The 26,098-nt window shown below is 68.2% G+C and carries 31 protein-coding genes, 3 tRNA genes and 1 pseudogene; 20 read left to right on the top strand and 15 right to left on the bottom strand.

Annotated features, from left to right (window positions below):
- Window positions 1-90 precede the first annotated feature (90 nt).
- From ACFYXH_RS06815 to ACFYXH_RS06795, 5 genes are all read left to right on the top strand, one after another.
- Window positions 91-163: transfer RNA gene (locus tag ACFYXH_RS06815), tRNA-Asn, on the top strand.
- 5 nt (window positions 164-168) lie between these two features.
- Window positions 169-241 (top strand) — tRNA-Asn (locus ACFYXH_RS06810).
- Between the two features lie 191 nt (window positions 242-432).
- Window positions 433-506: transfer RNA gene (locus ACFYXH_RS06805), tRNA-Ile, on the top strand.
- 1,087 nt (window positions 507-1,593) lie between these two features.
- Window positions 1,594-3,846 carry an arylsulfatase gene (locus ACFYXH_RS06800; RefSeq protein WP_389561064.1) on the top strand — a complete coding sequence of 751 codons (2,253 nt, stop codon included), beginning with the start codon at window positions 1,594-1,596 and terminating at the stop codon, window positions 3,844-3,846.
- 268 nt (window positions 3,847-4,114) lie between these two features.
- A complete protein-coding gene (locus ACFYXH_RS06795; RefSeq protein WP_389561063.1) occupies window positions 4,115-5,428 on the top strand; it encodes a cation:proton antiporter in 1,314 nt (437 codons plus the stop codon).
- A 42-nt stretch (window positions 5,429-5,470) separates the two neighbouring features.
- On the opposite strand, the gene ACFYXH_RS06790 is transcribed toward ACFYXH_RS06795, so the two are convergent.
- Both ACFYXH_RS06790 and ACFYXH_RS06785 read right to left on the bottom strand, forming a co-directional pair.
- Window positions 5,471-5,764 carry a hypothetical protein gene (locus ACFYXH_RS06790; protein WP_389561062.1) on the bottom strand — a complete coding sequence of 98 codons (294 nt, stop codon included), beginning with the start codon at window positions 5,762-5,764 and terminating at the stop codon, window positions 5,471-5,473.
- A 388-nt stretch (window positions 5,765-6,152) separates the two neighbouring features.
- Window positions 6,153-6,416: pseudogene (locus ACFYXH_RS06785) on the bottom strand (MFS transporter); the annotation flags it as partial.
- A gap of 685 nt (window positions 6,417-7,101) precedes the next feature.
- On the opposite strand from ACFYXH_RS06785, the gene ACFYXH_RS06780 reads away from it, so the two are divergent.
- Complete coding sequence (locus ACFYXH_RS06780; RefSeq protein WP_175331083.1) at window positions 7,102-7,335, top strand: type II toxin-antitoxin system VapB family antitoxin; 234 nt, start codon at window positions 7,102-7,104, stop codon at window positions 7,333-7,335.
- Window positions 7,332-7,739: a PIN domain nuclease gene (locus ACFYXH_RS06775; RefSeq protein WP_389561061.1), complete on the top strand. Its 408-nt coding sequence runs from the start codon at window positions 7,332-7,334 to the stop codon at window positions 7,737-7,739. Before ACFYXH_RS06780 ends, ACFYXH_RS06775 begins: the two co-directional genes overlap by 4 nt.
- Before the next feature lie 191 nt (window positions 7,740-7,930).
- Here ACFYXH_RS06775 and ACFYXH_RS06770 read toward each other — a convergent pair whose 3' ends face one another.
- The 6 genes from ACFYXH_RS06770 to ACFYXH_RS06745 all read right to left on the bottom strand — a co-directional run bounded on the left by ACFYXH_RS06770 (window position 7,931) and on the right by ACFYXH_RS06745 (window position 10,919).
- On the bottom strand, window positions 7,931-8,137 hold the full coding sequence (locus ACFYXH_RS06770; RefSeq protein WP_389561060.1) for a hypothetical protein: 207 nt from the start codon (window positions 8,135-8,137) through the stop codon (window positions 7,931-7,933).
- A gap of 314 nt (window positions 8,138-8,451) precedes the next feature.
- The gene (locus ACFYXH_RS06765) at window positions 8,452-8,625 is read right to left on the bottom strand and encodes a CsbD family protein (protein ID WP_389561059.1); all 174 of its coding nucleotides are present in this window, start codon (window positions 8,623-8,625) and stop codon (window positions 8,452-8,454) included.
- 90 nt (window positions 8,626-8,715) lie between these two features.
- A complete protein-coding gene (locus tag ACFYXH_RS06760; RefSeq protein ID WP_389561058.1) occupies window positions 8,716-9,162 on the bottom strand; it encodes a hypothetical protein in 447 nt (148 codons plus the stop codon).
- Between the two features lie 445 nt (window positions 9,163-9,607).
- On the bottom strand, window positions 9,608-10,342 hold the full coding sequence (locus ACFYXH_RS06755; RefSeq protein WP_389561057.1) for a hypothetical protein: 735 nt from the start codon (window positions 10,340-10,342) through the stop codon (window positions 9,608-9,610).
- A 132-nt stretch (window positions 10,343-10,474) separates the two neighbouring features.
- Window positions 10,475-10,648, bottom strand: coding sequence for a CsbD family protein (locus ACFYXH_RS06750; RefSeq protein WP_326654280.1), 174 nt, complete (start codon window positions 10,646-10,648; stop codon window positions 10,475-10,477).
- A 94-nt stretch (window positions 10,649-10,742) separates the two neighbouring features.
- Window positions 10,743-10,919 carry a hydrophobic protein gene (locus ACFYXH_RS06745; RefSeq protein WP_326654281.1) on the bottom strand — a complete coding sequence of 59 codons (177 nt, stop codon included), beginning with the start codon at window positions 10,917-10,919 and terminating at the stop codon, window positions 10,743-10,745.
- A gap of 986 nt (window positions 10,920-11,905) precedes the next feature.
- Between ACFYXH_RS06745 and ACFYXH_RS06740 the strand changes: the two genes are divergently transcribed.
- The 7 genes from ACFYXH_RS06740 (at window position 11,906) to ACFYXH_RS06710 (ending at window position 18,438) form a co-directional block, all read left to right on the top strand.
- Complete coding sequence (locus tag ACFYXH_RS06740; RefSeq protein WP_389561056.1) at window positions 11,906-12,262, top strand: PRC-barrel domain-containing protein; 357 nt, start codon at window positions 11,906-11,908, stop codon at window positions 12,260-12,262.
- 58 nt (window positions 12,263-12,320) lie between these two features.
- Entirely contained in the window at window positions 12,321-12,590 is a 270-nt protein-coding gene (locus tag ACFYXH_RS06735; protein WP_389561055.1) for a hypothetical protein, read from the top strand.
- Window positions 12,591-13,993: 1,403 nt separating this feature from the next.
- The gene (locus ACFYXH_RS06730; RefSeq protein ID WP_389561054.1) at window positions 13,994-14,413 is read left to right on the top strand and encodes a hypothetical protein; all 420 of its coding nucleotides are present in this window, start codon (window positions 13,994-13,996) and stop codon (window positions 14,411-14,413) included.
- A 248-nt stretch (window positions 14,414-14,661) separates the two neighbouring features.
- Window positions 14,662-15,156: a hypothetical protein gene (locus tag ACFYXH_RS06725; protein WP_389561053.1), complete on the top strand. Its 495-nt coding sequence runs from the start codon at window positions 14,662-14,664 to the stop codon at window positions 15,154-15,156.
- Window positions 15,157-15,182: 26 nt separating this feature from the next.
- Window positions 15,183-16,400 (top strand): peptidoglycan-binding protein, encoded by a 1,218-nt coding sequence (locus ACFYXH_RS06720; RefSeq protein ID WP_389561052.1) that lies wholly within the window; start codon window positions 15,183-15,185, stop codon window positions 16,398-16,400.
- On the top strand, window positions 16,397-17,233 hold the full coding sequence (locus ACFYXH_RS06715) for an ABC transporter ATP-binding protein (RefSeq protein ID WP_389561051.1): 837 nt from the start codon (window positions 16,397-16,399) through the stop codon (window positions 17,231-17,233). Before ACFYXH_RS06720 ends, ACFYXH_RS06715 begins: the two co-directional genes overlap by 4 nt.
- Window positions 17,230-18,438 carry an ABC transporter permease gene (locus ACFYXH_RS06710; RefSeq protein WP_389561050.1) on the top strand — a complete coding sequence of 403 codons (1,209 nt, stop codon included), beginning with the start codon at window positions 17,230-17,232 and terminating at the stop codon, window positions 18,436-18,438. The genes ACFYXH_RS06715 and ACFYXH_RS06710 overlap by 4 nt, the downstream gene beginning before the upstream one ends.
- A gap of 300 nt (window positions 18,439-18,738) precedes the next feature.
- Here ACFYXH_RS06710 and ACFYXH_RS06705 read toward each other — a convergent pair whose 3' ends face one another.
- Window positions 18,739-19,149: a hypothetical protein gene (locus ACFYXH_RS06705; RefSeq protein ID WP_389561049.1), complete on the bottom strand. Its 411-nt coding sequence runs from the start codon at window positions 19,147-19,149 to the stop codon at window positions 18,739-18,741.
- A 74-nt stretch (window positions 19,150-19,223) separates the two neighbouring features.
- Window positions 19,224-19,991, bottom strand: coding sequence for a hypothetical protein (locus ACFYXH_RS06700; RefSeq protein ID WP_389561048.1), 768 nt, complete (start codon window positions 19,989-19,991; stop codon window positions 19,224-19,226).
- Between the two features lie 194 nt (window positions 19,992-20,185).
- On the opposite strand from ACFYXH_RS06700, the gene ACFYXH_RS06695 reads away from it, so the two are divergent.
- The 6 genes from ACFYXH_RS06695 (at window position 20,186) to ACFYXH_RS06670 (ending at window position 22,907) form a co-directional block, all read left to right on the top strand.
- Complete coding sequence (locus tag ACFYXH_RS06695) at window positions 20,186-20,617, top strand: Asp23/Gls24 family envelope stress response protein (protein ID WP_389561047.1); 432 nt, start codon at window positions 20,186-20,188, stop codon at window positions 20,615-20,617.
- A 39-nt stretch (window positions 20,618-20,656) separates the two neighbouring features.
- The gene (locus tag ACFYXH_RS06690; protein WP_389561046.1) at window positions 20,657-20,884 is read left to right on the top strand and encodes a hypothetical protein; all 228 of its coding nucleotides are present in this window, start codon (window positions 20,657-20,659) and stop codon (window positions 20,882-20,884) included.
- Window positions 20,881-21,327, top strand: a complete 447-nt coding sequence (locus ACFYXH_RS06685) for an Asp23/Gls24 family envelope stress response protein (RefSeq protein WP_389561045.1) — start codon at window positions 20,881-20,883, stop codon at window positions 21,325-21,327. The genes ACFYXH_RS06690 and ACFYXH_RS06685 overlap by 4 nt, the downstream gene beginning before the upstream one ends.
- Window positions 21,324-22,007: a DUF6286 domain-containing protein gene (locus tag ACFYXH_RS06680; protein ID WP_389561044.1), complete on the top strand. Its 684-nt coding sequence runs from the start codon at window positions 21,324-21,326 to the stop codon at window positions 22,005-22,007. Before ACFYXH_RS06685 ends, ACFYXH_RS06680 begins: the two co-directional genes overlap by 4 nt.
- A gap of 10 nt (window positions 22,008-22,017) precedes the next feature.
- Window positions 22,018-22,611: an alkaline shock response membrane anchor protein AmaP gene (gene amaP / locus ACFYXH_RS06675; protein WP_389561043.1), complete on the top strand. Its 594-nt coding sequence runs from the start codon at window positions 22,018-22,020 to the stop codon at window positions 22,609-22,611.
- A 125-nt stretch (window positions 22,612-22,736) separates the two neighbouring features.
- Entirely contained in the window at window positions 22,737-22,907 is a 171-nt protein-coding gene (locus ACFYXH_RS06670) for a hypothetical protein (protein ID WP_389561042.1), read from the top strand.
- 273 nt (window positions 22,908-23,180) lie between these two features.
- Here the strand turns inward: ACFYXH_RS06670 and ACFYXH_RS06665 are convergent, their stop codons facing one another.
- From ACFYXH_RS06665 to ACFYXH_RS06645, 5 genes are all read right to left on the bottom strand, one after another.
- Window positions 23,181-23,666 (bottom strand): Asp23/Gls24 family envelope stress response protein, encoded by a 486-nt coding sequence (locus tag ACFYXH_RS06665; RefSeq protein WP_389561041.1) that lies wholly within the window; start codon window positions 23,664-23,666, stop codon window positions 23,181-23,183.
- A 104-nt stretch (window positions 23,667-23,770) separates the two neighbouring features.
- The gene (locus tag ACFYXH_RS06660; RefSeq protein WP_389561040.1) at window positions 23,771-24,073 is read right to left on the bottom strand and encodes a hypothetical protein; all 303 of its coding nucleotides are present in this window, start codon (window positions 24,071-24,073) and stop codon (window positions 23,771-23,773) included.
- A 14-nt stretch (window positions 24,074-24,087) separates the two neighbouring features.
- On the bottom strand, window positions 24,088-24,501 hold the full coding sequence (locus tag ACFYXH_RS06655) for an Asp23/Gls24 family envelope stress response protein (protein WP_389561039.1): 414 nt from the start codon (window positions 24,499-24,501) through the stop codon (window positions 24,088-24,090).
- 69 nt (window positions 24,502-24,570) lie between these two features.
- The gene (locus tag ACFYXH_RS06650) at window positions 24,571-25,122 is read right to left on the bottom strand and encodes an Asp23/Gls24 family envelope stress response protein (protein ID WP_389561038.1); all 552 of its coding nucleotides are present in this window, start codon (window positions 25,120-25,122) and stop codon (window positions 24,571-24,573) included.
- Window positions 25,119-25,655, bottom strand: coding sequence for an RNA polymerase sigma factor (locus tag ACFYXH_RS06645; RefSeq protein WP_389561037.1), 537 nt, complete (start codon window positions 25,653-25,655; stop codon window positions 25,119-25,121). The genes ACFYXH_RS06650 and ACFYXH_RS06645 overlap by 4 nt, the downstream gene beginning before the upstream one ends.
- Between the last annotated feature and the right edge of the window lie 443 nt (window positions 25,656-26,098).

Genomic DNA, 26,098 nt, shown 5'->3' with positions numbered 1-26,098 from the left:
ACCCCCCTGCTTGCGCTAATGTATGTGTCGCAGCGAGCACACGCCCCCCGGGACGCCCTGAGGTGGGTACGTTCGGTGCACATGCAGCAATCCCCTGTAGCTCAATTGGCAGAGCAGCCGGCTGTTAACCGGCAGGTTACTGGTTCGAGTCCAGTCGGGGGAGCGCGATCCCCTGTAGCTCAATTGGCAGAGCATTCGGCTGTTAACCGGAGGGTTGCTGGTTCGAGTCCAGCCGGGGGAGCAGATACCGGAAGAGGACCCCTTGGGGGTCCTTTTTCGTGTGTCCTGCACGACTCTTCGATGTCTTCTGGAACCGGGCAGCGGGCAGCACAGTCCTCATGATTGTGCGTTGCCGACCATCCGAGGCAGGAGATCGTATGAGCGGCTATGCTGCGGCAGACGGCGCGCACATATGTGCGCGACGCGCCGTTAGGGGCGGTAGCTCAGCCGGTTAGAGCAGCGGACTCATAATCCGTCGGCCGTGGGTTCGAGTCCCACCCGCCCCACTTGAAGCATGCTCTGACCTGCGGAAACGTTTCTCACGAGGTGTTGGAGCGTCAACTCCGGCTCAGCGGACTGAATCCGCTGCTCGCGAGTTCGGTCCCGGAGGGGTCTGTGCCGGTTGGCAATTCGCTGACCTGCGCGGATGTATCGACCCGGCGTTGGTGCGAGCCACCGCAGGTGGCTGGCCTGACGGTCGGCACTGTGAATTCGGGACGCTGGCAGGACGCGGGTACCGGAAAGTGTCAACGAGGGGTCCGAGCACATCGGCCTGCTGGGCGTACCGTCCACCTCGTGGTGGATGTGATTGATGCCGCGGACGACTGAGGTTGTGGATCACCTTCCGGCTGGCGCGAGCCGCGGCAGACGACCGTGCGACGACGGAGCCGTGATGTGGGGACAGCGTGGGGCCCTCGGTAACTTGGCACGTGTCCGCGAGGGGTCTGCGCTCCGGTCGGCCGCCTGCATGCGGTCGCCGGGGTTCATCCGGGCACAGGCCGTGTTCACCACGTTCACGCCGGGCGGTGGCCTCGGTCCCGACCCCCACCTTTACGGCCTGGCGACCACCGGCTGGGCGAAGTCCGACGAACTCGAAGGCTGGGCCGAGCCCGCCCCCGGCTGGAACGCCGTCCTGGACGTGGCCTGGCAACCTTCTCACCATGACCGGCCCCGGCGGTGTGCTGTTCTACTCCTGCATCCTGGGCAGCGAACCGCACGAAGGGCGGTGCCCGCCGCTGTGCCCAGGTGCGCCGTGGTCCCCTGCTCGCTCGCAGCGAGGACCGGTATTTCCGCGCCCCGGTCGCCGTGGTGATGCTGTCGGCCTAGCGTGGAAGTGCCCGGGTCGCGCCCCAGCCGACGGCCGACGACAGGGTGTCCTGTTCGGCCATCCGATAGGGATCCCGTGTCGGCGACAGGGCTCTGTTGTGGCAGCCGCATGCACAAACATCACCGGTTCTCGTGCCGGCTGGTGGGACGGAGGCCGGAATGTCGCAGACATCGTGGAGTGAGTACAGGCCGGGGCAGGGGTTCCCGGGAGTGGTGGGGCGGACGACGGATGAGTCAACCCCGGCGTGGCCGCAGCCGGTGCGGGCGGTGCCGGGTGCACCGAACGTGCTGCTGATCGTGTTGGACGACACCGGGTACGGGCAGTTCGGCTGCTACGGGAGCCCGATCGAGACGCCGAACTTTGATGCGTTGGCCGCGGGCGGGCTGCTGTACAGCAACATGCACACCACCGCGCTGTGCTCGCCGTCGCGCTCGTGCATCGTGACGGGCCGCAACCACCACGCCAACGGCATGGCGGCGATCACCGAGCTGGCCACTGGCTATCCCGGCTACAACGGGCAGATCCCGTCCGAGAACGGGTTCCTGTCGGAGATGCTGCTGCAGCACGGCTACAACACGTACATGGTCGGCAAGTGGCACCTGATGCCCTCGGAGCAGGAGTCGGCCGCGGGGCCCTACGACCGGTGGCCGCTGGGGCGGGGCTTCGAGCGGTTCTACGGGTTCCTGGGCGGCGATTCCAGCCAGTGGTATCCGGACCTGGTGTACGACAACCACCAGGTCGAGCCGCCGGCGACGCCGGAGGAGGGCTACCACCTGACGGAGGACCTGGTCGAGCGGGCGATGTCGTTCATCGCCGACGCCAAGCAGGTCGCCCCGGACAAGCCGTTCTACCTGCACTTGTGCCCCGGTGCGACGCATGCCCCGCACCATGTGCCGAAAGAGTGGGCGGACCGTTACCGGGGGCGGTTCGACGACGGCTGGGACGCCTACCGCGAGCACACCTTCGACCGGCAGAAGCAACTCGGCGTGGTGCCGGCGGACGCGCGGTTGTCCCAGCACGATCCGGACGTGCCCGCCTGGGAGTCGCTGTCTGCGGACGCGCGGCGGCTGGCCGCGCGGATGATGGAGGTCTACGCCGGGTTCCTCAGCCACACGGACCACCACATCGGGCGGCTGCTGGACTTCCTTAAGGAGACCGGCGAGTTCGACAACACACTGATCATGGTGATCTCCGACAACGGGGCGAGCGCCGAGGGCGGGGTGACTGGCACCACCAACGAGCTGCAGTTCTTCAACAACGCGCCCGAGCCGCTGGAGGAGAGTCTGGCCAGGATCGACGAGCTCGGCGGCCCGGAGACGTTCAACCACTACCCCTGGGGCTGGACGTGGGCGGGCAACACCCCCTTCCGGCGCTGGAAGCGGGAGACCTACCGCGGCGGCGTCAGCGACCCCTTCCTCGTCCACTGGCCGGCCGGCATCCGGGCCCGCGGCGAGATCCGCAACCAGTTCGCGCACGCCATCGACATGCTCCCCACCGTCCTCGACGTGCTCGGCATCGAACCGCCCGCGACCATCCGAGGCGTCACCCAGTCGCCACTGCACGGGGTCAGCTTCGCCCACACCTTCGACGATCCCACCGCGGCGAGTCGCCACCGCACGCAGTACTACGAGATATTCGGACACCGGGCGATCGACCACAACGGATGGCGGGCGGTCTGCCCCTGGCCCGGCCCCTCCTTCGCCGAGGCCGAGCGGCCGTTCGGCGCCCCGATCACCATGGCGGACCTCGACGACATCGACGCCCACCACTGGGAGCTGTACCACGTCGACGCGGACGTCGCCGAAACCAGAAACCTCGCCGAAGAGCACCGCAGCAAACTGATCGAGATGATCGCCCTGTGGTACGTGGAGGCCGGCAAGTACAACGTGCTGCCGATCGACGGCAGCGCCTTTGAGCGCGTGATGATCGAGCGCCCGCAGATCACCCAGGCCCGGAGCAGCTACACCTTCCGTCCCGGCACTCAGGTCCTGCCGGCCGCGGTGGCCCCACGGGTCCTCAACCGCCCGCACAGCGTCACCGCCGACGTCGACATCCCGCCCGGCGGCGCGGAGGGCGTCCTGCTCTGTCAGGGCACCAACGCCGGCGGCTGGACCTTCTATGTCAAGGACGGGCACCTCCACTACGCCCACAACTACGTCCAGCGGACCCTGCACCACGTGGCCTCGAGCGAAACCGTCCCCGAGGGACGGCACGCGCTGCGCTTCGAGTTCGAGCCCACTGGCGCGCCGGACATCGCCCATGGCAAGGGCACACCCGGCCGGGCCCAGCTGTACATCGACGGCCGCCTGGTCGGCGAGACCGACATGCCACTCACCACCCCGGTCATCTTCAACCCGGGCGGTATGGCCTGCGGCGCCAACCCGGGATCGGCCGTCACCCCCGACTATCCGGCACCGTTCCGGTTCACCGGCACCCTGCACACCGTCACCGTCGACCTGTCCGGTGACCTGATCGTCGACGCCCCGAGCGAGATGCGCATGCACATGGCCCGCCAGTAACCGTCCGTCCGGCCGGGGCTGCTCAGCCGGTGCCTTCGTCCATCAGCAGCCCCAGCCGCTGGCCAGTCTGGAGCGACTACGCCCCGCTGTTCCACTGCCTTGGCGGCGCACCCCGGCGTGTCCTCGTCGACGTCAGCGGGCAGCCCTGCGCCGACCTGTAGAAGGAGGCCACCGGCGCGTTCATGCGGAATCAGCGGGGCTGCCGCAGCGGCGCAGAAGTCGACAATCTGCCGGGAGCGTCCGGTGGGTGGATCCGGAGGGCGAGAACATGAGCAGTGGCGCCTGGACCGGTGTGGCGGTGGCGGGCGTCGCTGCCGCGTACGCATTGGGCTCGCGTCGGCTGTCCTCGACGCCGCTGTCGTCGGCGATCGTGTTCGTCGGCTCCGGGATCCTCCTCGGGCCGGCTGTGCTGGACATCGTCGACCTGGAGCACGACGCCGCACCGATCATCGCGCTTCTCGAAGCCACCCTGACGCTCGTGCTGTTCACCGATGCCATGGCGGTCCGCAGACGGGACCTGGTGACCGGCGGCTTTCTGCCGGGCCGCCTGCTGGGCATCGGACTGCCGCTGAGTCTCGGGGCTGGCTGGCTGCTTGCCTGGCCCTTGCTCCCGGGGTTGACGGTGTGGGAGCTCGCACTCGTCGGCGCCATCCTCGTCCCCACCGACGCCGCCCTCGAAAAGACCGCCATCTCCAGTCCCCGCGTCCCGGCGCTCGTACGTCACGGCCTGAATGCCGAAAGCGGCCTGAACGACGGCATGGTGCTGCCGTTCTTCGTCCTGTTCCTGGCAGCCATCCCGGGCACGCAGTATGCGGAAGAGGGCGTGGCGGGTGTCTTCTGGCGCGCACTCGTGCTGAGTACCGTGCTGGGCCTCCTGGTCGGTGGACTCGGCGGTCGGCTGCTGCAGTGGTCCCGGGCAAGGGAATGGGCCACGGGGGAGTGGCGGCAGGTCTACCCGCTGGCTGTCGCGGCAGCGTCGTACGAACTCGCCGTCGTGACGGACGGCAGCGGCTTCATCGCCGCCTGGGTCGCCGGATTCGCCTTCGGGTTCGTCCTGCGCCGTCACCGGACCGGCCACAAGCAGGAAGACCCGGACCGCACGGCCGAGTTCGCCGAGAATCTCGGAGGACTCCTCGCGTCGATCAGCCTGCTGGTCTTCGGGGCGGTGCTGCTCGGCCCTGCGCTGGAGCACCTGAGCTGGCGGGTCATCCTGTACGCGGTGCTCAGTCTTACCGTCGTCAGGATGCTGCCGGTGGCCCTCTCGCTCGCCGGGAGCAGGCTGCGGCCCCCCACGGTGGCGTATATCGGGTGGTTCGGGCCGCGCGGTCTCGCGTCCGTCGTGCTGGCGCTGCTCGTGGTGGAGGAGAACGTCCCCGGGGTGGAACTGCTGGGCAGGGTGGTCGCGATCACCGTCGGCCTCAGCGTCCTCCTGCACGGCGTCTCGGCCGTGGCCCTCGCCGAGCGGTACGGCCGCTGGTACGAGAAGGCCGCAGCCACCACCCGCGACCTGCGCGAGGGCACACCCGTACCCGAGAGCCCCGCGCGCCGCAGGCTCGATCCCCCGGACCCGCCCGAGATGTGAGGCAGCGGCCCGAGCTCGCTGCATCACGGCATTGCGCGTGGCTCAGCCGTCTCCGTCCAGCAGCCAGCGCAACTCGATCTCAAGCCATTGGCTCTCGTGACGCCACGTGTCCAGGGCGGTCACCAGCTGGCGGCTCACGGCGTCGGCCGTCAGCGAGCGCCACCGGCAGCCGGTAAGAAACTCGACGAGTACCCCGATCCGCTCGTCGTGGCGGGCCACCGGCGCCGCGTCGGCCGCTCCGTGTCCATTGATCGCGGCGAGCGCGCGACGGCTGACCATTTCGGGGGTGAGCCTCCGCCACGCGTACGGGCTCAGCGCCTCGCTCACTGCACGCACGCGCGCATCGCTCAAGGAAGCCGGCCGCACCATCGGAAAAGCCCTCCGCAATATCTGGTGACGTTCCCCGTCAATGGCCACGTCACCGGTCGGCACTGGGCTGCCCGGGCCCTGCATCGTGGGGAGCGGCATGTTGCGCAGAGCGTAAGGGCCACACCAGGGCACGTCCAGCTCTACATCGGCCGCCACCGTTCCGGTGCCCGGCAGTAAAGGGCGTCCCGAGCGTCGCCACCCGCAACTACGTGTTTGAGTTCAATCTCACCGGATGGGGCTGGATCCATCTGATCACGGGCGTAGTCTCTCGCCGGTTTCGCCCTGTTCCAGGGCGCCACGTGAGCGAGGGGCGTCGGCGTGGGGCTGGCTGGCCTGGCCATGTGCGCTCTGTTTCTTCCGGCACTGCGGACACGCTGACCGACCCGAGCTGGGACGCCAGCGCGCGCATGCCGGGCCCGATCAACAGGAGGGGGATGGTGGCGATTTCCGCGCCGACGTCTGCGTCGAGCGCGGCCATCAGGGCCACCGCGCCCGCGAGCAACGCGAGCAACGCGAGGATCCCGAGCCGCACGATCCGCCGCGGCGAGACGGCCGGGAAGAAGCGTGGGATCAGGATCGCGGCGGCCAGCAGTGTCACCGAGATCGGCAGAGGGGCAGCGTCATACGCTGCGGCAGATGTGCTTGTCGTCGTCCGCGCGCCGGCAGAGCGCGAACGCTCACGTTGGAAAGGAAATCCGCTGCGGGCGAGTTCGAGACCCTTTGCCGAGCTGGGGCGATCGCGCTCGCACTCGTCGGGGCCGTCCGTCTGGGACGCGGTCAGGACGCGGTCAGGACGCGGTCAGGACACAAGGACAGGAACAGACCGACGAAGACGAAGTAGCGCAGACACGGCTTGCCCCGTCTGACCTGCAAAACGTCGTAGATCGGCGTAGATCGACAAGGGCCGCCAAGATCCCCAAAGGACTCATAATCCGTCGGCCGTGGGTTCGAGTCCCACCCGCCCCACTGCGCGCTACGCGTGGAGAAACGATCTGACCTGCTCAAACGCAGTAGTGAGGCCCCTCGCGAATCTCGTGAGGGGCCATCTCTTTCCCCGGAACAAGATCCAGTGGACACGCAGTGGATGCGGCGTGTCCGAAATGGGGCTGATGCTCGATGAGTCTCATGTGCCCTAAAAAGTGATCAAGGTAGATGCCGTCGCGTGCGTCGAGAATCAGGACTTGGGTCTTGGGTGGGCTCGCTGATTCGGCTTCGTGTCGCCGCTCCTCTCGGGGCTCCGATAGTGAATGTTGGTGATGTACCTTGAATATGTACATCGTGGACTCTCGGGTGGGGTGGTGAGCATGTCTGTTACCCAGATCGACCTTGACGACGAGGCGCTGGCCGAGGCGATGCGCCTGATGGGCGTGACGACGAAGAAGGAGACCGTCAACGCGGCTCTGCGGGATTATGTGGCCCGCATCCGGAGGCTTGAGGCCGCGGAGAAGTTGGCTGAGCGGGGCGAGCGCGGCGAGTTCGAGGAGGCCGCAGCGGCGTACGACGCTGCCAAGCGCGCGCGGCGGGCGGCCTTTGAGTGATCACGTATCTCGTTGACACCTCTGCGTTGTGGCACCTGTTCCGTACCCCTGGGGCACTGCGCCCCTGGGAGGGGCACATCGCCGCCGGGGTGTTCCGTATCTGCGAGCCCACGCGCACCGAGTTCCTGTACTCGGCCACCAGCCCGTCTCACCGCGACGAGTTGGCCGGGGAACTGGATGCGCTGTGCCAGCTCTCGCCGGTCTCGAAGAACGCCTGGCGCTGGGTCGACACCGCCCAGTACAAGCTCACACAGCGGGGCCAGCACCGGGCCGCAGGAGCCATCGACCTCCTGGTGTGTGCGACCGCGGTCCATCACGGTCACACCGTGCTCCACGTCGACAACGACTTCGCCACCGTGGCCACGGTCCTCAAGGAAGTGCAGCAGCGCGACGTCCGCGCCTGACCACGACGTGTTTCAGCCGCTGCTACCACCAGTCCCCAGGAGACCGTCCACGTCGGACGCGCCCTGATCGACTCCGCCGCACGGCGCGTACCCTCGCCCCTCTCACGGCCTTCGACACCGTCCTGGTCGATGACGGTCTTCCGCTTAAAGGAACGGCCGCATCCGCGACGCCGGAGTGGCCCTCAGAGTCGTCAGACGGCCATGAACATGACCGCCGAGTCGTAGGCAAGAGTGGGCGCCAGGACCTCCACGCCCGCTCCATCGAGCGAGCCTGTTGGCGGTATCCCACGCACCAGCAGCTCAAGTGCTTGGCTGTGGTGGGTATTCGCGCCGGAGATGGCGACCGAGACCGCAGTGCCGGAACCCGGCCGCCCCAGGATGTAGGACCGAGCGGTCACGCTTGGGGCCTGCCCGTCTCGGCAGACCGCGGCCCAACCCGCGACACAACCCACCTGCCCCCCAGAGGTGAGCCTGCGAGACCCGTGGCGGTGCCACCCAACTGCCGCCCCGCCGGCGTTCCATGTGCAAGGTGAAGCTGCCTCGCGGCCATACGAGCGACGGCCTGCACGGTTGGCGCACCAGGGCGCGACGGAAGAGTTAAAGGGCGGAGATGCTGACCTGAACGCCCCAAGACGGAAGTTCCTCCCATGTTGGAGCGTGCCCGCCACAAGAAGTGCACCGAGGCCCTGGTTGGGTCGACGGGGCGGAATGGTCAGTGTTTGAAGGCGTCCTTGATCTTCGCCCCGGCCTGCTTGATGTTGCCCTTGACTTGTTCTCCGTGGCCTTCGGCCTGCAAGCGCCGACTGCCGGTGGCGCGGCCGGTTGTCTTTTTGGCGCTGCCTTTCATCGCTTCGGCCTTGTGCGCGATCTTCTTCGCGATACTCATGGGTGGCCACCCTGGGTGAATTGTCTGCTGGGGTTCGGTGGCAGGAATACCGTGGCGCCGGCCGGTCAGCGATCTGCGCGTGCCGCACACCTACTGGGGGGCGGATCGGTGCCCGAAGTGCAGCCTGCTGCGGCGACCGCTGTCCGGGGCTCGAGTGCGATCACCGCGGGGTGAGTCGTTCGCCCGCGCATTCGCGTTGTCCCCGCGGGCGGGCTCGCGTTGGTCGACCGGGTCGTCGCGGTCCCTCCCGGCAGAGGCCGTCTCGCGGCGCGACTGCTTCAGTCCGCGGCGCGAGACACTGCCACGGCGAGAAGGGCGGCGGCGTGCACCGGTCAAGAGCAGGATCAGCCCGAACAGCGCCACCGCTCCGACAACGATGCCGTACAGGAACAGCGTGCCGGTGGAGCCGGTCATGTCGTGGCCGAATACCGAGAACCCGCCGGTGAGTTCATGCCCGCTGCCGCTGTTGGTGAGTACACCGGCCACGCCGAAGACCACCGCGGCGATCAAAATGATGAGTCCCAGGATGACGATCATGACGCGCTCCGAGGGTCTACCTACTACTCCCCCAGTAGAACCGCACCGTCCACAAAGCCACCGCGACAGGGATGGCAGGCTCGCCGGGACTGGTGGCCCACTTGCTGGAGACCATCGACCGACCGAGATGCCGCTCGGCCGTGGCCCGTGCCGACTTCCAGGGGTCCAGGTGTGGGATTGCGCTGATGGCGGGTGGGGGACCTGCTGGGCAGGGGGATCACTCGGCGCGATCGGAGGACATCATGATCATCCTCGGTGTCGTCCTGCTCGTCGGGCGGACAAGACAGTGATGGGGCCTCTGGCCAGGCTCTTATGAAGTCACGGCCCCCGCCCGGCGGATGCACGCGAGCGTTCCCGGACAGAGCCGACAGATCCACTTGAGGACCCTGAGTCAGTCAGGTGCTGGGTCAGACCCGCCGGAGGACGTTCATGAACATCCTCACTGTCAGGTGCTGAGCAGGCGGTCGAAGAAGGATCGGTATTGGCGCAGGGCCAGGCGCAGGTCCTCGGTGGCGACCTCCTCGCCGCGGTGCCATTGGCCTTCCAGTCCCTGCTTGTGGTCGGCGAATGTGGTGGCGAGCAGCTGCATGACCTCGGCGACGAGCCCGTCTGCCGCAAGCACCGACTGCTGCGGGTCATCGACGAATCCCTGCTGGATCTCCTGCCACCTGGTGCGGAGGCCTTCTGTCTCCTGGGGCCCGAGAAGCGGGGCAGTATCGGGTTCCTTCGCGGAGGCGTCGTATTCGTCGGCGTCCGGTTCGTTTCCGGTCTCGTCCGTGATTCTGGTCCTCGGTGCTGCCCGGTCCGCCTGCTCCTCGAACTGCTCGCCGTCGGGGAAGCCCCGGTCCTTCGCCAGCCGCGCCAGCAGTGCATCGGCCTCGGTGACCGCCTTCTGCGGCGAGTCCACGAACTGCTCCTGGGTTCCGGCCCACTGGGCCACGTACTGCTCGCGGGCCTCGGGCGGCAGCGGCTGCTCCTTGAGGGAACCGTGCCGCTTCACTCGCTCGTCGAGTTCCCGCTCTGCCGCCTTGGTGTCGCCGTCGTGGCGGGCGACGGCACGGTCGTACTCGGGGCCGAAGCGCCGCTTCAACCCGCGGCCGCCACCGTCCCGGCCGAGTCCGGCGAAGAGGGCGGCCACCACGACAACGACGGCCACGGCAATGATCACGGCCATGAACATGGCTGCCCTCTCTGGCTCTCGTGTCGTAATCCGCTCTGCTTCATTCCCATCAACCCCTGTCGGCTCGTGCCCCGCATCGTTGCCTGCCGGGTGGTGTTCACGCGACGTGAACACCACCCGGGGCGGAGGTGGTCAGCGCCTGAACGCGCCCTTGGCCTTCCCACCGGACTGCTTCAGATTGCCGACGACTCGGTCGGTCTTCCCCTGCCTCTTCAGCCGCGGGTTGCGGGTGGCCCGGCCAAAGGACTCGGTGATCCGGCCCTTGAGTTCCTGTGCCTTGTTCCTGATCTTCTGTTCAAAGCTCATGACTGTCCTCTGCTCGCCTATGGGGTGGGGCTCCCGATGCGGGATTGCCGTCCAACTCGCCATTCCTGCGGGTGGGGCTGCGGCCTGGTACGGATTACCCGCGGCTTCGGCCGTATCGGCGCCCGCCGCGACTGCGACCGCGGCCGCGCATGGCGAACCCGGCGATCCAGACGACCAGCAGTACAACCGCGACGTACCAGAGGATCTGCATGGTGAAGCCGAACCCGAAGAGAGCCAGGATCAGCAGAAGGAGAAGTATCCAGAGCAGCATGGCTGCGCCTCCACGCGGTCACAGGGACATGTCCTGCGTTCCGCGGGGGCTGGGCGAAGCGAAGGTGAAGGCTTTGCCCGGGAAATCCGGAGCACCACAGCCCTACGCCGTCGTTGTCAGTCAACGCCGGGTGGAGGTCCCTGTCAACGGACCAGTGTTATTGGGGAGTTGCGGCGTGGGGTCCGGGGCCTCGGGTGTGAACGCAGCCTCGGGGGCTTCCGCCGGCTCCTCGGCCGGTGGCAGGACGTGATCCTCCCATCAGGACAGGCCCATCACGGTGCCGAGCAGGACGAAGGGGACCGAAGCCGGAACGATCAGCGCGTACATGTGTACTGCCAGTTGTCGGATACGTGCGACGCGGCGGGCAGCGGAAGCGGCCCGCACGGTGGCGCATCGAGGCTGCGCCGGGATCGCGTAGCGACGGCGACTGCGGGACGGCCACGCTCGTGACGAGGCAGGTTCCGGCATCGATGCGCAAGGTGCGCCCCCGAGGGAGCGCGGTAACTTCTCGACGCTGCCGGGGGCCCGGGCCGCACCACGCACGCTAGTCGCCGAGGCACTCCCTGAACAGGCATCAGGCGGCCATCCGACGCCCGGCAGGGCTGTCTTGCGGCGTACACGCAGGACTACGCTGGCCGGAGAGTCCCCAGCCCCCGGATGCCATGACCTGTTCCGCTCCGAGGAGCTCGTGCCGCACAGAGGGTCGGTTTCTTCCCCGTCGCATTGGGGCTCTCCACTTGGCTGGGGAGGCTGAGCAGAGGTCAATCCGATGGGCGGGAGCGCAGGGAAGCCCATCCCGGTCTGCCAGGCGCCGGGTGCACCGGCTGGACCGGTGCGGCGCCCAGGAGCAGTCACAGGGTGCGCGCTGGTTTCGGGTAGCGGATGGGGGCACACTGAGAAGTGCTGAGGTCACAGGCCCGGGGCGGGGCGCGACCCCCGGTCGGCGAGCACGCCCCGAGCGGTCGGGCCTCCGGGAGGGATCCAGGATGATCAACGTGGGCGATATCCGCGAGTGGCGCAGCCACGATGTCATTGACCGCGACGGACACAAGATCGGCATGCTGGAATCGATCTATGTGGACACCAGCACCGACGAGCCGGCCATGGCGACCGTCCAGACCGGTCTGCCCACACGTCACCGCCTGGTCTTCGTACCGCTGGACGGCGCGACTGTCGGACCCGGCTACGTCAAGGTCACCTACGACAAGGCGCTGGTGAAGGAGTGCCCCTCGATCGGCACGGACGACGTCCTGCCGGCCGAGGAAGAGGAACCGATCTTCAAGCACTACGGCCTGACCTACCAGCCGGGCACCGGCGGCGAGCGCCAACTCGCCCGGCGCTGAGCGCCCGCTCCTACGAAGGAGGCATCCGCGTCACGGTGCTGTCCTTGTCGTCCTCGTCGTGGCGATCGTGCTGGGCATCATCGGCGTAGCCGTCGAAGGCATGCTCTATCTGCTCTCCGTCGGCGCACTGCTCCTCGTGGCCGCTTATGGCGTACCTCGCCGTTCGCTCGGCATTGCGCTCACGCCGACGCCCGGCCCGCTGACGCGCAGGCTCACCACTTCCGAAGGAGGCGTCTGCGTCATGACTCTCTTCCTGCTCCTCGCCATGGCGGCCGTCGTGGTGGGAATCATCGGCGCGGTGGCAGAGAGGGGCTGGGCTACCTGCTGATCATCGGCATCGTGCTCCTCGGGGCCGATCTGGCCTTCATCGCCGTGCGATGGTCCCGATCCTCCGGTCGCCACCCCATCCGATAGCCCTGGCGGAAACTCATCGTCGCCGGCACCAGGGAGGCCTGGCCGCCCGCGACATGTTGCCCAACCCCGAGCAACAGCATCGAGTTCCTCGCGCGCCTGCTCGGCGTCAGCGCCTGCACCCTCTACAACCACATCCCCTCCCTGAACTGCGCTCCTCTCGCACCTCCACCCAGCTCAAAGCAGCACGACGTGAACTACGGCTACCACCGCGCCAAGGGCAACGCGCCCGTGCTCGGCGCCACCCGCCCCGACGAAGAGGGCCCCTTCGGCCGCTGACCCAAACCAGGCGTGGACGAGAACACCGCGGTGAACCGGTCGCGTCGGCCAGGCGGCGCTCGACCTTGCAGTCGAGCCACTGAAGCAGCAACTCGGTACGGCCACGCCGCACTTCTACCGCCGGACCCCGCATGCCGGAGGCTGCCTGAGCCACCCACCAAGGGCGCCCTGGATGCCCGCAGCGGCGAGCAGATTTGGAAGCACTACCCCCCCGCGATTGGGGGAAGCACCGGCCCCTGGTAGCGACCACCAGTCCTGGCCATCTCCCCACAGGGCAGCGTGTACACAGTCGGATAGACCTCACGGCCCTGAACAATTGACGGATAGCCACTTCCACCGGATGCCGGTGCCACACGAACGGGATCGCGCACAGCACCTTGCGGTGATCAGCGCAGTCCTTGCCCGGATACCGATGTCGGCGCTGACCGGCAGCAGCGGTTCGATTGATGCGGCTCCCGAGGTCGCGTATGTGGGCCTCGGCGGCCACACGCGCTTCGGCTCGGCGTCCGGATGCCGGTTCAGCCAGGCGTCCAGGTGCCCGATCACGCGCCCCATGAGGTCCGGGCCCGTCGCGCCTGACCCGGAGGCCCCGTCCGCGCCCTGCCGCAGCCGGTGCGCCGCCTGTTGCAGGAGCGTGAAGGCGCCGCCGTCGTCCGGCCAGGCTCGACCGGCACACCACCGATCACCAGGAAGAATCCTCCGTCGACTTGGCAGCATGATCAACCCCCGAAGGATTTCCGAAGCTGACCGTTAATTAATGGCTGATTAACGACAGTTTCTCAAAGGGAATGTGCGACTCAATATTGTCGCCCGGTGTGGTGACCGGCGCATATTCGATTCCGGGTGATCTTCGCTCGACGGCCGGGCGATTGTGCGGAATGACTTATTCATCGCATAGGGGTGATCATGAGAGGTGCATGAGAATTGACATGCTTCTGAGGCTCTGGAAAGAATAAGGGCGTTCGCTCGGCGAGTGGGCATTTGGTGCAAGTCAAATGCCGACTGGTATTGGTGCAAAACCAACGCAGTGAATGGGGAGAGATGAGTATTCGAAAGAATCTTGGTCTTGTGGGGGCCGGCGCCCTGCTGATGCTCGGTTCCGGGGTTGGCCTGGCGCCCGCCGCGAGCGCGGCCTCGACCGGCAACGGTCAGGCGGTCTCCGTTGCGCAGAACGCCCAGGGTCAGACGAGGACCGAGGTCGCCTCGAAGTCGCTCGACAAGTCCACCGGTGTCAAGGCTGCCGCCAAGGGCGACGTCAACACCATGGCCAGCTGCTGGAACGGCTCCACTTCCGGCCAATACATGTACATGACCTGTTCCGGCAACGGCTACCGGGTCTACATCGACTGCTCCAACGGCTACCGGTACATCTTCTCGACGTACTACTACGGCACCTTCAACCACACGATGTGGTGCCCGTCGGGTACGTACGCCATCTGGGGCGGTTCGATCGGCGGCTGACCAGGGCCGCTCGCAACTGCTGAAGATCGAATTCGTGGACTGCCCGGACAGCCCACGAATTCGATCTTTTTGTACACCGGCACCGGAATGATTTCGTCCCTTTCTTCTCAGAGGAATTTCATGAACCTCTCATCGGCCTCTCGGTGGCCCTCGGCAATAATGACTGTCGCACCCGAAGTGCGGAATTTCTCCAGAGAGTATTCGACGAGGAGTCGACGTTGAAACTGCAACGATTACATCGAATCGCGATGAGTTCCGTCGCCGCGTTGCTCCCGCTCGTTGTGCTCACTGGTTGCGAGTCCGGCGAGAAGAGCGACATCCCCTCCACCGGCGGTAAGAAGGCGCCCAGCAGCAGCGCGAAGAAGCCGGGTGGCGGCGAGCCGGAGGAGGGCGTCCTCAAGTTCGTCCGCTGCCTGCGCCGGAACGGCCTCACGGTCGACGACCCGGCCAAGGACGGAAACCTGTCGATCCAGGTCACCGAGACCCAGGACCAGGCCAAGATCGACAAGGCGCGGAACGCCTGCAAGCAGTTCATGGACCAGGGCGGCAGCGGCGGTGGCGGCGCGGCCTCCGGCGGCAAAGAGAGCGAGGAGCGCAAGGTCTGGCGCCTCAAGGTCGAGAAGTGCATGCGCGCCAAGGGCTTCGACATGGGCAACGTCAAGGAGAACCAGAAGGCGGAGCACGAGAAGGCGTCGAAGGAGTGCTACAAGGAGGCCGGTCCGCTTCCGGATGAGGGGCAGTGAAAGACGGTGGCGGCGAGCACGAAGCCATGACCGAAGTCCACGCTCGGCCCCAGGCACACACCGACACCGTGACCAGGGCCGACGACCACGCCCCCCGCCCGCGGCGCTCCCGCGTGCTGCTGGTCTCCATCGCCGTCGTACTCACCGCAGGCACGGTCGCCGCCGTGGTGCTCCGCGACCGGCCGGGCGACGAGCCGCCGGCCCGGCTCTCGGAGACCGCGACCACACCGGTCACCCGGGGCGACCTGGCCGCGACGGACAAGCTCGACGGGACACTGGAGTACGCGGACGAGGTGTATTTGCCCAACCGCCTCACCGGCACCGTGACCTGGGTGGTCCGCCCCGGCGAGACGGTCTCCCGCGGCGGCGTCCTCTACCGAGTCGACGAGAAACCTGTGGTGCTCCTGTACGGAAAGATCCCGGCCTACCGCGCCTTCGGACCGGACATGTCCGACGGAGGCGACGTACGCCAGCTGGAGAGCAACCTCGCCGCCTTCGGCTACACCGGCTTCACCGTGGACGAGGAGTTCACCGACAACACGGCCGACGCGGTGAAACGCTGGCAGCGCGACCTCGGTCTGCCGAAGACCGGAAGGCTCGAACTCGGCCGTGTCCTGTTCGCGCCGCAGTCCGTCCGGGCGGGTGCGGCCGACCGCAAACCCGGTGACGAGACGCAGAGCGGCAGCCCCGTCCTGGCCACGACCAAGGCCGAACGGGCCGTGACCGTGAAGGCCAAGATGTCCCAGCAGCAGCTGCTGCCCGTGGGCAAGAGGGTGCTGGTCACTCTCCCCGGCCGCGACAAACCCGTCGCCGGCAAGGTCACCTCGGTCGGCACGGTGGTGGGCGGCGGGGGAGGCGACGACGACAAGAACAAAGGCGGCGGCGGGGGAGGCGACGACGACAAGAACAAAGGCGGCGGCGGGAACGGCGGCGGCGGGAAGAACCCCGAGGGTGGCGACCAGACCGTCGTCGTAAAGATCGCCCTCCTCGACCAGAAGGCCGCGGGCACCCTCACCTACGCCCCGGTCCGCATCGAGGTCGAGAGCGAACGGCGCCAGGGCGTCCTGTCCGTACCCGTCGCCGCGCTGCTCGCCCTGCGGGAAGGCGGATACGGCGTCCAGGTCGTCAAGGGCGACACCACACGCATCATCCCGGTCACCACCGGGATGTTCAGCGGAGGCAGGGTCGAAGTGTCGGGAACCGGAATCACCGAGGGACTCAAGGTCGGGATGCCCGCGCTGTGAACGCCATCATTGAGGTGACGAATGAACCGGCCGCCGCCGGGTCGGCACCGCCCACCGATCCCGTCATCGAGCTCACCGGGGTGACCCGCAGTTACCCCGGAAGCCCGCCCGTCCACGCCGTCCGCGACCTGTCGCTGCGCGTCCTGCCGGGCGAACTGCTCGCCGTGGTCGGCCCTTCGGGATCCGGGAAATCGACCCTGCTCAACCTGATGGGCACCCTCGACCGGCCCACCGATGGCCGCGTCGCCATCGCGGGCTACGCCGTGGACCGGCTGTCCGACCGCGAACTCTCGGCGCTCCGGGCGGAGCACATCGGCTTCGTCTTCCAGCAGTTCTTCCTCACCGCCGGGGTCAGCGCGGTCGACAACGTGGCCGAGGGGCTCTTGTACGCCGGACTGTCCCGGCGCGCCAGGACCGCGGCCGCCGTCGAGAGCCTGCGCCGGGTCGGCCTCGGCCACCGGTTGCGGCACCGCCCGCACGAGCTGTCCGGCGGAGAGCGGCAGCGGGTCGCCCTGGCCCGCGCGGTGGCAGGCCGGCCCTCCCTGCTCCTCGCGGACGAACCCACCGGGTCCCTCGACAGCGCGTCAGGGGCGAGCGTCGTCGAACTGCTGCGGGAGCTCAACGCCGACGGCACCACGATCGTCGTCATCACCCACGACACGGAACTCGCCGCCCGGCTGCCGCGCAGGGTGACCATGCGCGACGGGCGGATGGTCGAGGACGGCGGTCGCCCCGCGCCCGACGGCGGTCATCGCCCGCCCGACGGTGGCCGTACCGCCCCAGGTGCGACCGCCGACACCGCCCCCGGCACCGCGCAGGAGGCCGCCCGATGACACCCTCCCGACCTGCGCTGCGCCCGGCCCGCCTCGGACCGCTCGACGTCCTGCGGCTGAGCCTGTCCGGGCTGCGCGCGAAACCCATGCGCGCCGTGTTCTCGGCGGCCGGGATCTCCATCGGTATCGCCGCGATGGTGGCCGTGATGGGCATCTCCACCTCCAGCCGCGCGGAGCTCCAGGCCACCCTCGACACACTGGGGACCAATCTGCTGCACGTCGAAGCGGGGGAGTCCCTGACCGGCGGTGCGGCGAAGCTGCCAACCGGGGTGACCGGGATGGTGCGCCGGGTGCCACCGGTGACCGATGCGAGTGCCGTCGGGACGGTCGACGCCAAGGTATACCGCTCGGACCTGATCCCGAAGGAGGAGACAAACGCCCTGGAGGTCGCCGCGACCCACCCCGACCTCCTGGCCACCCTGGGCGTACGTACGTCGAGTGGAGTCTGGCTCAACCAGGCCACGGGCAGGTATCCGGCGGTCGTGCTCGGCTCCGCCGCCGCCCGCAGGCTGGGCGTCGTCCGCGCTGATCCGGATGTCCAGATACTGATCGGCGGTCGTTCCTTCACGGTGATCGGCATCCTGGAACCGGTCGTGCTCGCACCCGAGCTGAACAGCTCGGCGCTGGTCGGGTTCAAGGCCGCGCAGCAGAACCTGGGCTTCGACGGGCACCCTACGGCCGTCTACCTCCGGGCCGAGGAGCACGCGGTGACCGACGTCCGCAATGTGCTGGCCCGTACGGTCAATCCGGAACAGCCCGACGCGGTACGGGTCGCCCGACCGTCGGACGCACTGGCGGCGAAGCTAGCCGCCGAGGAGGCGTTCACCGGGCTGCTGCTCGGTATCGGAGCGGTCGCCCTGCTCGTCGGCGGCATCGGTGTCGCCAACACAATGGTCATCGCGGTGCTGGAACGACGTGGCGAGATCGGGCTGCGCAGGGCACTCGGTGCCACCCGGGGCCAGGTCCGCAACCAGTTCTTCACCGAATCCCTGGTGCTGTCCGGGCTCGGGGGCTGCGGTGGCGCGGTCCTCGGACTGCTGATCACCATCGGGTACGCGGAGCACCGGGGCTGGCCGGTCGTCCTGCCGGCGACCGCCGTGCTGGCAGCAGCGGCGGGCACTCTGGTCATCGGGGCCGTGGCCGGGCTGTATCCGGCGATGCGTGCGGCGCGGGTCTCTCCGACGGTGGCCCTCGCCTCGAGCTGACATGGTGGGGTCCCTGACGGTGCTGTGGGTGTCGATGCAGGCGAAGGTGCCGGGGGATGTCCCGGTGGAGACGGTGCGGGTGGCGCGGGGCGGCTTTCCCGAAGGGGAGTCTGGCGATCCGGGTCAGGGACGAGTCAGCTAACCCGTGGTGACACACCAGCCCCTACACGCCTCGCATACGGGTGAGGCTGGAGCGATCGCTGCCAACGGGGCTGCACGGGATGTCGGCGGGAGCCTTGGGGCCGGGGGACGCTGACCTTCGCCGTGGCCAGGAGGACCAGGGCTCACCGCGGGTCCCGTCTAGGAACAGACTGACAAAGGGGCGACGGTACCGACGCTGTGCAACGGTCCGGGGGAGAGTCTGGTGATGACATTGCTGCGGCGTTCGACGAGGACGACGTCCGGCCAGATACCGTGGTGGCGGCCGGTGCGCTCGCGGTTGCCGATGACCAGGAGGCCGGCACGCTCGGGCACGGCAGGGCGGGCGGTGTTCTCGGGGAGTAGGCACCTCGCGCCCGGCCAGCGGCACCTATCCAAGCGCGGTAGAGATATTGCCGTCGTCGAGCCGAGCCGACAGACCTCACTGCATTGGGCGTCACGCTCGTCGTGGGCGCGGACTGGCGCACCGGCGACGCCTTCCTCCAAGGCGGAGCCGTCGACGGCTCCGCCGAAGAACACCGAGACGGTCATGGGCGACGAGTTGGGCTGCATGGACGTCTCCGCGGAAGAGTCCAGAAAAATGGGACCGGACCAGCCCCAGCGCGTCGAGTGCCGTTTGACGCTTGCTAGGCCGCGGTTTCTGTGATGAGGACGGCGGCGGTTACCAGGCCCGGGGCGTCACTGGTGGCTGCGTCGGCTACCGCTGCCCGGACGGCGCGAGAGACTTCCAGTGGATGGTGTCCGGGCGCGACCGCGAGTTGGACCTCGATGTGTCGGCCGGGTGGATCGTCACGTTGATCCATCTTGACCGGGCGGCCTCCCAGCACGGCGGTGAGGCGGAAGACGCCCGGAACGGCCGCCGCGACGTCGGCCAGCTCCCCGATGGGCCCCGGCATGGGTCCTGTTCCGGTCGCTGGGGCCGAGCTTCGCGCGGCTACGACTTCCGGCGGGGGCCTCATGGCCTTCTCTGCGGTCCGCGACCTGACGCTTGTCTCCGGGCCCTCATGGAGATCCGTGACACGCAGATCAACCGCCACAGTGGCCAGGCCGAGCCGTTCAGCGGCCACATCGAGCAGTGTGCTCCTCAACTGTTCGGCGGTCTGGGGCAGCGGCTGCCCCATGGATGCGGTGAAGGCAGCCTCGATCCTGAGCGGGCCAGGCGGTAGCGCGCTGGCCGGCGGACGGACGGCCGGCTCGGACACGGGCTCGAGCGGTGCCGGCCCGATGCGCAGGGTCTCCAGCCACACGCCGGGAATCTCAGCGGCCGTGCGCCTGAGGGGCCGGACGGCCGCTTGCTCGGTGATCCATGTCCCGTCGTCGGGCCCTCCGAGCGGGAGCAGCCGACCCAGGTCGAGCTGGCGCCGTACTGCCTGCATCCACGCCTCAGTTTTCACCGGCCTTTCACCCTCTCCCACGGCCGCGGATCTTCCTGCCCACTGCGCTCGGAGTGTCCGCAAGGGCTCCAGGCAGCGCCGCTCATGCCACCCGTTTGGCCACCCCGTCTCATGGTTCACACACCGGCCAAAACGTACTAATACGATTATGATCTGAATAAAAGGTGCCAGGTGCCTTTATGGAGGAATTCCCGATGACTGAGAACGCCGGCGTAAAGCACGGCGGTGCGCCCGGCTCTCGCGGCCGGACGACCATCGCCGATGTGGTGGTGGAGAAGATCGCCGGAATGGCGGCACGGGACGTGATAGGCGTCCATGCTCTGGGCAGCGGATTCGCGCGCTCCATGGGTTCGATGCGGCAGCGGATGCCTGGCGGCGGCAGCGGCAAATCCGCCACCCGTGGGGTGAGCGTCGAGGTGGGAGAGGTGCAGGCGGCCATCGATCTGGAGATCGTCGTCGATTACGGCGTCTCGATCACCGACGTGGCCGGTGCCGTTCGGGAAGACGTGATTTCCGCTGTGGAGCGGATGGCGGGCCTGCAAGTCGTGGAAGTCAACATCGCGGTCAGCGATGTGAAGCTGCCCGACGAGGAAGACGAAGAAGAAGAGCGGCAGCGGGTCCAGTAGCCGGGGCAGGAGTAGGCCGCTTGAGCGAAGGAGCGCGCGATGAGCAGGGCCGTGGTGGGCTTGATTGCGGGGATGGCGCTGGGTTTCGCTGGGTATTTCGGCGGCTTCGGGGCATTCCTGCTGGTGTTGGCGTTGGGTGTTGTAGGACTTGTGGCCGGGCGGTTGATGGAGGGTGACCTGGAACTGGGCGACTTCTTCCGGCCCCGTGACGACCAGCAGCGGAACCGCGACGACCGGCGACGGGCTCAGGGGGACTGGCGGCGGTGACGACTGACACCGATCGGCGCCCGGGCATCCCCCGCAGGGAGCGGGGTGCGGTCACCATCGCCGACCGGGTCGTCGCGAAGATCGCTTCCCAGGTGGCGCGCGAGGCGCTGAGCCGGTTCACCGAGTCGGACGGTCTCGTACCGCCCGGCCGCCGGACACCACGCGTGACGACGTCCGTGCGGCGGGCACCCGAGCGGAACGACGCAGGACGAGACGCCGATCCTGCCGAAGGCCGGCCGGCAGTGCTCGGCCAAGCGCGGATCCGCATCGCCGTGGAGCTGGGCTATCCGTCCGACATCGGGGCGCAGTGCGCTGCGGTGCGCCGAGAGGTCACCGAACGGCTCAGGGCGTGGGCCGACATGGATGTGTCCGACCTGGCGGTGTCGGTCGAGAGGCTGCACTCGGTGCACTCGCGGCATACAGACCAGGAGAGGGTGACATGAGCGCGGACACCTGGCGGCAGCCAACCAGCGATGGCGACATTCCCTCCGGTACGGGACAGGCAGCTTCGTCCACGGGTGACCCCCCGGGCACAGACGCGACGGCGGCGGTCCAGGAATCGGGCCGGTCGGCGCGCCGTTTCTGGTCCGCGCGGCGGATCCCCGCGGGCATTGTGGCCCTGCTGTCCGTCGCAGCCACTGGACTGCTCCTGTACGACGTGGTCTCGGTGCGGGCAGGTGGGCCTGCGATGCGCTGGCGACGGCGGCTCGCCGAGGAGCTGGCGACACGACCGCTGGAGGACATCTGGATGATCGTCGGGGCCGCAGTGGCGATGGCCCTCGGCCTGTGGCTTTTCCTGCTGGCGGTGACGCCGGGACTGCGCAGGCTGCTACCCATGCGGCAGCCCACCGGTACCCCCAGAGCAGATGAGGTCCGCGGCGGGCTCGACCGCCGCGCAGCTGCCCTGCTTCTGCGCGACCGGGCCATGCGGGTGTCCGGTGTCCAATCGGCACAGGTCGATGTCGGCCGCCGGAAGGTCAAGGCCCGGGCACAGGTCCATTTCCGCGATCTCGACGAGGTCCGCGCGGACCTGGGCACTGCGCTGGGCGAAGCCGTGAGGACTTTGGGGCTCGCCCGGCAACCCACGCTGGCCGTGCGCGTTCGGCGCCCGAAGAAGGGCTGAGGTGATCCCGATGATCAAGACAGTGAACCGGGTGCTGCTGGGGCTGCTCGGCCTTGGACTGTTCGCCCTGGGTGGCGGCGTGCTGCTGGGCGGGCTGGATCTTCAGCGCCGCTGGGGTTTCGACGTGCCGGGCTGGTGGCCCTTCCGGGGGCCGGACGATGTGGTGCTGGCCACCGTGGGACGCACCCGGTGGCGGGAAGAGGGCTGGTGGTGGCCGGCCGTCATCGCGGTGCTCACCGTGTTGCTGGCGCTGCTGCTGTGGTGGCTTATTGCGCAACTCCGACACCGGCTGGGCCAAGTCCTCGTCGACAGCGAAGACGGCGCGGCGGCCCAACTCAACGGCCGCGCGCTGGAGGACGTGATCGAAGCAGAATCGCAAGCCCTGGACGGGGTCTCGCGGGCTCATGTCCGGCTGACGGGCCGGCCTACTGCTCCGGTCGCACGAGTGCGGCTGTGGCTGGAGCCTCCCGCGGAACCAGCGCAGACCCTTAGGCAACTCAACCGGGAAACGCTCGCACACGCGCGGGACTCGGCAGGCCTGGACCGCCTCCCGTCAAAGGTGCGACTCCGGGAAGTCCGCCACCGCGCCCACCGCGTCACCTAACAACTCTTCGCCACATACCAGGACGGAATTTCACAGAACTCGCAGGGAAGCAGAGCCGCCTCCCGCCCTGGTGCTGCCCGTAGTCCAGTCCTTCCTTCCGCCACGACCCCAGGAGGCGTAGCGCCATGGTCCTCTTCCTGGTTCTGCTCTGCAGCGCCATCGCGCTGGTCATCATCGGCGCTGTCGTGGACGGCATGCTGTACCTGCTCTCCATCGGGGTGCTGCTTCTCGTCGTCGCCGTGCTGTACCTGCTCGTGCGCTCGGTATCGCGCTCGCGCCGACGCCCGGCCCACTGACCCCTGGTGCTAGATGTCGGACCGCCAATCCACCTGCAACCTGCGACCGGTGGGCGAGGCGGTTCGACCCAGCCCCTCCAACTGTCCAGCAGCGGGCCCTACCTCTGGCCGCTGAGCGCGATGATGCCGTACATCGCATTTGCGGTGGTCGTACGGTGATGAGCCGGGCGGGCATAGGCGCGCAGATGGCCTCTTCGCTGCACCGAGCCCGTGGTGAGGCACCGTGCGCATTGGTGTTCCGCGGCGTCGTGCCGACGCTGGGGCTATGGACGGCTACTGGAGGCGGTCGCTGATGCCCTGGTCGTCGCCGTCGTTGTCGTCAGCGGGGATGTGGACGTCATTGACGTTGATGTTGACCTCGACGACTTCCAGGCCGGTCATCTGCTCGACGGTGTCGATGACGTTGTTGCGGACGTCCTTGGTCAGCTCGGGTATGGATGAGCCGTACTCGACTACCATCTGCAGGTCCACGGCTGCCTGCTTCTGACCGACCTCGACGGAGACGCCCTGTCCGGCGCTGGCGGAGGCTCCGGGGATCCGCCCCTTTACTGCGCCGAACGCCCGTGACGCTCCGCCGCCCAGCTCGTATACGCCGGGCACCTCGCGGGTGGCGAGCCCGGCGATCTTCTGGACGACGACGTCGGCGATGGTGGTGGAGCCCTGGTCGGAGGCTGCCGGTGTGCTGGTGGCGGTGCTGTCTGCGTCACCAGCGGCGAATGTGGAGTGCTCGGCAATCTTTGTGGTGGCCGGGTTCGTCATCGTGCTCTCCTCGGGTTCCTGGCTCTGGACGAGGCGGTTGCGCCCTCGTCACACCAGAAGGACCCGCGGCGAGGGAGAACGTCATGGCCCCTCAGACACCGGCGTCAGTTATCGCGAACGCGACGACTGAGGGCGGCAGCATCGATGTCGGTGACGACCAGGCGCAACCGGACGTCCTTCCACAGGCTCTCCTCCAGCGCCGTTTGCAGGGCGGCCTCGGCTTCGCGCAGGATCGGAGGAAGGGGGAGGGCGAGGGCGACGACACGAATCTCGATGAGTTCGGCGTCGATACGGACGGCCAGAGTGTCGACGTTCCACGGTACGCGTGAGCCGATGCGGGTGGCGGACGGGGTCGCTGGACGCAGACCAGGGAGCCTGCCCAGGACGGCCAGGAGTGAGCGCGTCATCTCTGTTCTCGGTGTCACCACGCACCAGCCTCATACGAGCCGATGTCCATGATCGACACCGTGACGGCTTGCGGGGTGATGCCCGTCGCATCGGCGACCGCGCGCGTGACCTCGCGCTGAACGGCCTGCGCCACAGCCGCAGCCTGGTCCTGCCCGGAGGCGACCAGGTCTACGGACACGCGCAGGGTTGAGGGCACGGCCGACTGGTCGACTGTGACTCTTACGCCCTCGGTCGGGGCCGGGGTGAGGCCGTTGATCTTCTGGCGTGCCAAGTGGGCCACCTGGGAGGCGAGCCCGGTCAGGCCGGGTTCGATTCGCACAACGCCTGCGGACGCGATAGCGGCACGGGCGACGATTGCGGCGATCACGGGCTCGGCGATGACCCACTGGCAGCGGGGAACCCCTGCCCTGTCGTCTGCCACTGTCATTCTCATAGCGAGCACCCTGTCCCTGTGCTTCAGCCCCTCTCAACCCTCTGCTGCCCGAACCCGGGGGTGTCATTCGTCGTAGAGGTCCTCCACGGTCAGGTCGAGACGCACCACGGATATCCCGATCCGTGCTGCAGCGGCTGCCTGGACCCGCTCGCGTACCTCGTCGACAGCGGCGGCGGCGAAGTCGCGGTAGCTGACCGCCAGACTCATTGCCACCTCCACCGCACCGTCGCTCTCCGCAGCGGTGATCCTGCAGCGCCGCGCGCGCACGCCGTCGACGGTATCGGCTGCGAACCGCAGCACCGCGGCGACCGCTTGTTCGCTGATCCGCACCCCGCCCGGCTCCGCGGTGGGCAGCGCGAGCATGCTGTGACGGCGCACCTCTGCCCGCACCGCGGACATGATCCGGCCGGTCAAGCCCAGCGGTGGCTCGATCTCCTCCGAGGCCAACTCGCCGGTCACCTCCCGCAGCACAAGCAGGCTGTCCCGGGCAGCAGAGCAGTACTCACAGCGGAGGTCATGGGTGGTCGCCACGCCGGTGTCGACGATGTCGAGCCGCTCCCACACCGCCTCGACATCGCGGCCGCAAGGCAGCATGTAGCTCTGAGCGTCGCTCATTTCCATGGAGCCATCACCTCCGCCAACTGCGCTCGAGCGCGCGCTATGCGTCCACGTACCGCCGCCTGGGTCGTGCCCATCACCACCGCGATCTCCCCATAGGAGCGCCCGTGGACCTCCCGCAGCAGCCAGCAGGCCCGCTGCTCGGGCGTCAGCCGTTTCAGAGCCGCCGCGAGCGCGGTCAGCTGCTCGCCGACCTGTGCCGCCCGTTCCGGCGATCCCGCCGCGTCGACGGATTCGCGGCTGTCCAGGTCAGCGTCCGTGACGGGCCTGCGTGCCCGGATGATGTTCAGGCACCGGTTGGTCGTCGTCCGGTAAAGCCAGCCCACGAGTGCTGCGTTTTCCCTTAGCTGCCCCAGCCGCCGCCATGCGGTCAGGAAAACCTCCTGCACCACATCCTCGGCGTCGCCACGGCTGGAGAGCATACGCAGTGCCAAGCGGTACATCGGCCCCTGATAACGGCACACGAGCACCTCAAAGGCACGCACGTCGCCGTCACGTGCCCGGGCCACCAAGGTCGCATCGTCCAGCACAGCCTCCCGCACGTGGGCGGCAGGCTGTGGGCCCATGTCAGCAGGCGATGTCACCTGCACAACCCTCCTGCGCCAGGCATGCTCTCGGCCCTTCCCTCGGACCTGCTGGACACCGGCCGAACAGCGCCGGGCAGTAGAAGGACACAACTGCGGAGAGATCGTCACCGCACATCAAGCATCGACCACACACGGGTCCGCTGCCGCGGTCAGCACTGGCATCACCAGCGACCGGCAACCACGGACTGCCACAGCGGCCCGTCTCCGCAGCAGGAGTGGGGGCTTCTCAAGATGCGACCGGCATGATCCGGGCGAGACTGGTGAGTGCAGGACCGGCATCGAGTGATGGCTCTCGTGCCGAGGCGACCGCCCGTCGCGGCCGGAATCGCCGGGCAGTAGATGGCCGGCCCCGCCCGAAGTGAGACGGACCAGGTTCCCTCTTTGCT

This window comes from Streptomyces sp. NPDC002730 (assembly GCF_042888805.1).
In the GTDB taxonomy this organism is placed as follows: domain Bacteria; phylum Actinomycetota; class Actinomycetes; order Streptomycetales; family Streptomycetaceae; genus Streptomyces.
This window is presented reverse-complemented; position numbering and strand designations above follow the sequence as displayed.

What these genes read in the sequence shown, in the direction of transcription:
- ACFYXH_RS06795 (WP_389561063.1), top strand. Translation starts at nt 4,115, where the DNA reads ATGAGCAGTGGCGCCTGGACCGGTGTGGCGGTGGCGGGCGTCGCTGCC.
- ACFYXH_RS06780 (WP_175331083.1), top strand. Translation starts at nt 7,102, where the DNA reads ATGTCTGTTACCCAGATCGACCTTGACGACGAGGCGCTGGCCGAGGCG.
- ACFYXH_RS06765 (WP_389561059.1), bottom strand. Translation starts at nt 8,625, where the DNA reads ATGAGTATCGCGAAGAAGATCGCGCACAAGGCCGAAGCGATGAAAGGC.
- ACFYXH_RS06760 (WP_389561058.1), bottom strand. Translation starts at nt 9,162, where the DNA reads ATGATCGTCATCCTGGGACTCATCATTTTGATCGCCGCGGTGGTCTTC.
- ACFYXH_RS06755 (WP_389561057.1), bottom strand. Translation starts at nt 10,342, where the DNA reads ATGTTCATGGCCGTGATCATTGCCGTGGCCGTCGTTGTCGTGGTGGCC.
- ACFYXH_RS06750 (WP_326654280.1), bottom strand. Translation starts at nt 10,648, where the DNA reads ATGAGCTTTGAACAGAAGATCAGGAACAAGGCACAGGAACTCAAGGGC.
- ACFYXH_RS06745 (WP_326654281.1), bottom strand. Translation starts at nt 10,919, where the DNA reads ATGCTGCTCTGGATACTTCTCCTTCTGCTGATCCTGGCTCTCTTCGGG.
- ACFYXH_RS06740 (WP_389561056.1), top strand. Translation starts at nt 11,906, where the DNA reads ATGATCAACGTGGGCGATATCCGCGAGTGGCGCAGCCACGATGTCATT.
- ACFYXH_RS06730 (WP_389561054.1), top strand. Translation starts at nt 13,994, where the DNA reads ATGAGTATTCGAAAGAATCTTGGTCTTGTGGGGGCCGGCGCCCTGCTG.
- ACFYXH_RS06725 (WP_389561053.1), top strand. Translation starts at nt 14,662, where the DNA reads ATGAGTTCCGTCGCCGCGTTGCTCCCGCTCGTTGTGCTCACTGGTTGC.
- ACFYXH_RS06720 (WP_389561052.1), top strand. Translation starts at nt 15,183, where the DNA reads ATGACCGAAGTCCACGCTCGGCCCCAGGCACACACCGACACCGTGACC.
- ACFYXH_RS06710 (WP_389561050.1), top strand. Translation starts at nt 17,230, where the DNA reads ATGACACCCTCCCGACCTGCGCTGCGCCCGGCCCGCCTCGGACCGCTC.
- ACFYXH_RS06705 (WP_389561049.1), bottom strand. Translation starts at nt 19,149, where the DNA reads ATGCAGCCCAACTCGTCGCCCATGACCGTCTCGGTGTTCTTCGGCGGA.
- ACFYXH_RS06695 (WP_389561047.1), top strand. Translation starts at nt 20,186, where the DNA reads ATGACTGAGAACGCCGGCGTAAAGCACGGCGGTGCGCCCGGCTCTCGC.
- ACFYXH_RS06690 (WP_389561046.1), top strand. Translation starts at nt 20,657, where the DNA reads ATGAGCAGGGCCGTGGTGGGCTTGATTGCGGGGATGGCGCTGGGTTTC.
- ACFYXH_RS06680 (WP_389561044.1), top strand. Translation starts at nt 21,324, where the DNA reads ATGAGCGCGGACACCTGGCGGCAGCCAACCAGCGATGGCGACATTCCC.
- amaP (WP_389561043.1), top strand. Translation starts at nt 22,018, where the DNA reads ATGATCAAGACAGTGAACCGGGTGCTGCTGGGGCTGCTCGGCCTTGGA.
- ACFYXH_RS06670 (WP_389561042.1), top strand. Translation starts at nt 22,737, where the DNA reads ATGGTCCTCTTCCTGGTTCTGCTCTGCAGCGCCATCGCGCTGGTCATC.
- ACFYXH_RS06665 (WP_389561041.1), bottom strand. Translation starts at nt 23,666, where the DNA reads ATGACGAACCCGGCCACCACAAAGATTGCCGAGCACTCCACATTCGCC.
- ACFYXH_RS06660 (WP_389561040.1), bottom strand. Translation starts at nt 24,073, where the DNA reads ATGACGCGCTCACTCCTGGCCGTCCTGGGCAGGCTCCCTGGTCTGCGT.
- ACFYXH_RS06655 (WP_389561039.1), bottom strand. Translation starts at nt 24,501, where the DNA reads ATGACAGTGGCAGACGACAGGGCAGGGGTTCCCCGCTGCCAGTGGGTC.
- ACFYXH_RS06650 (WP_389561038.1), bottom strand. Translation starts at nt 25,122, where the DNA reads ATGAGCGACGCTCAGAGCTACATGCTGCCTTGCGGCCGCGATGTCGAG.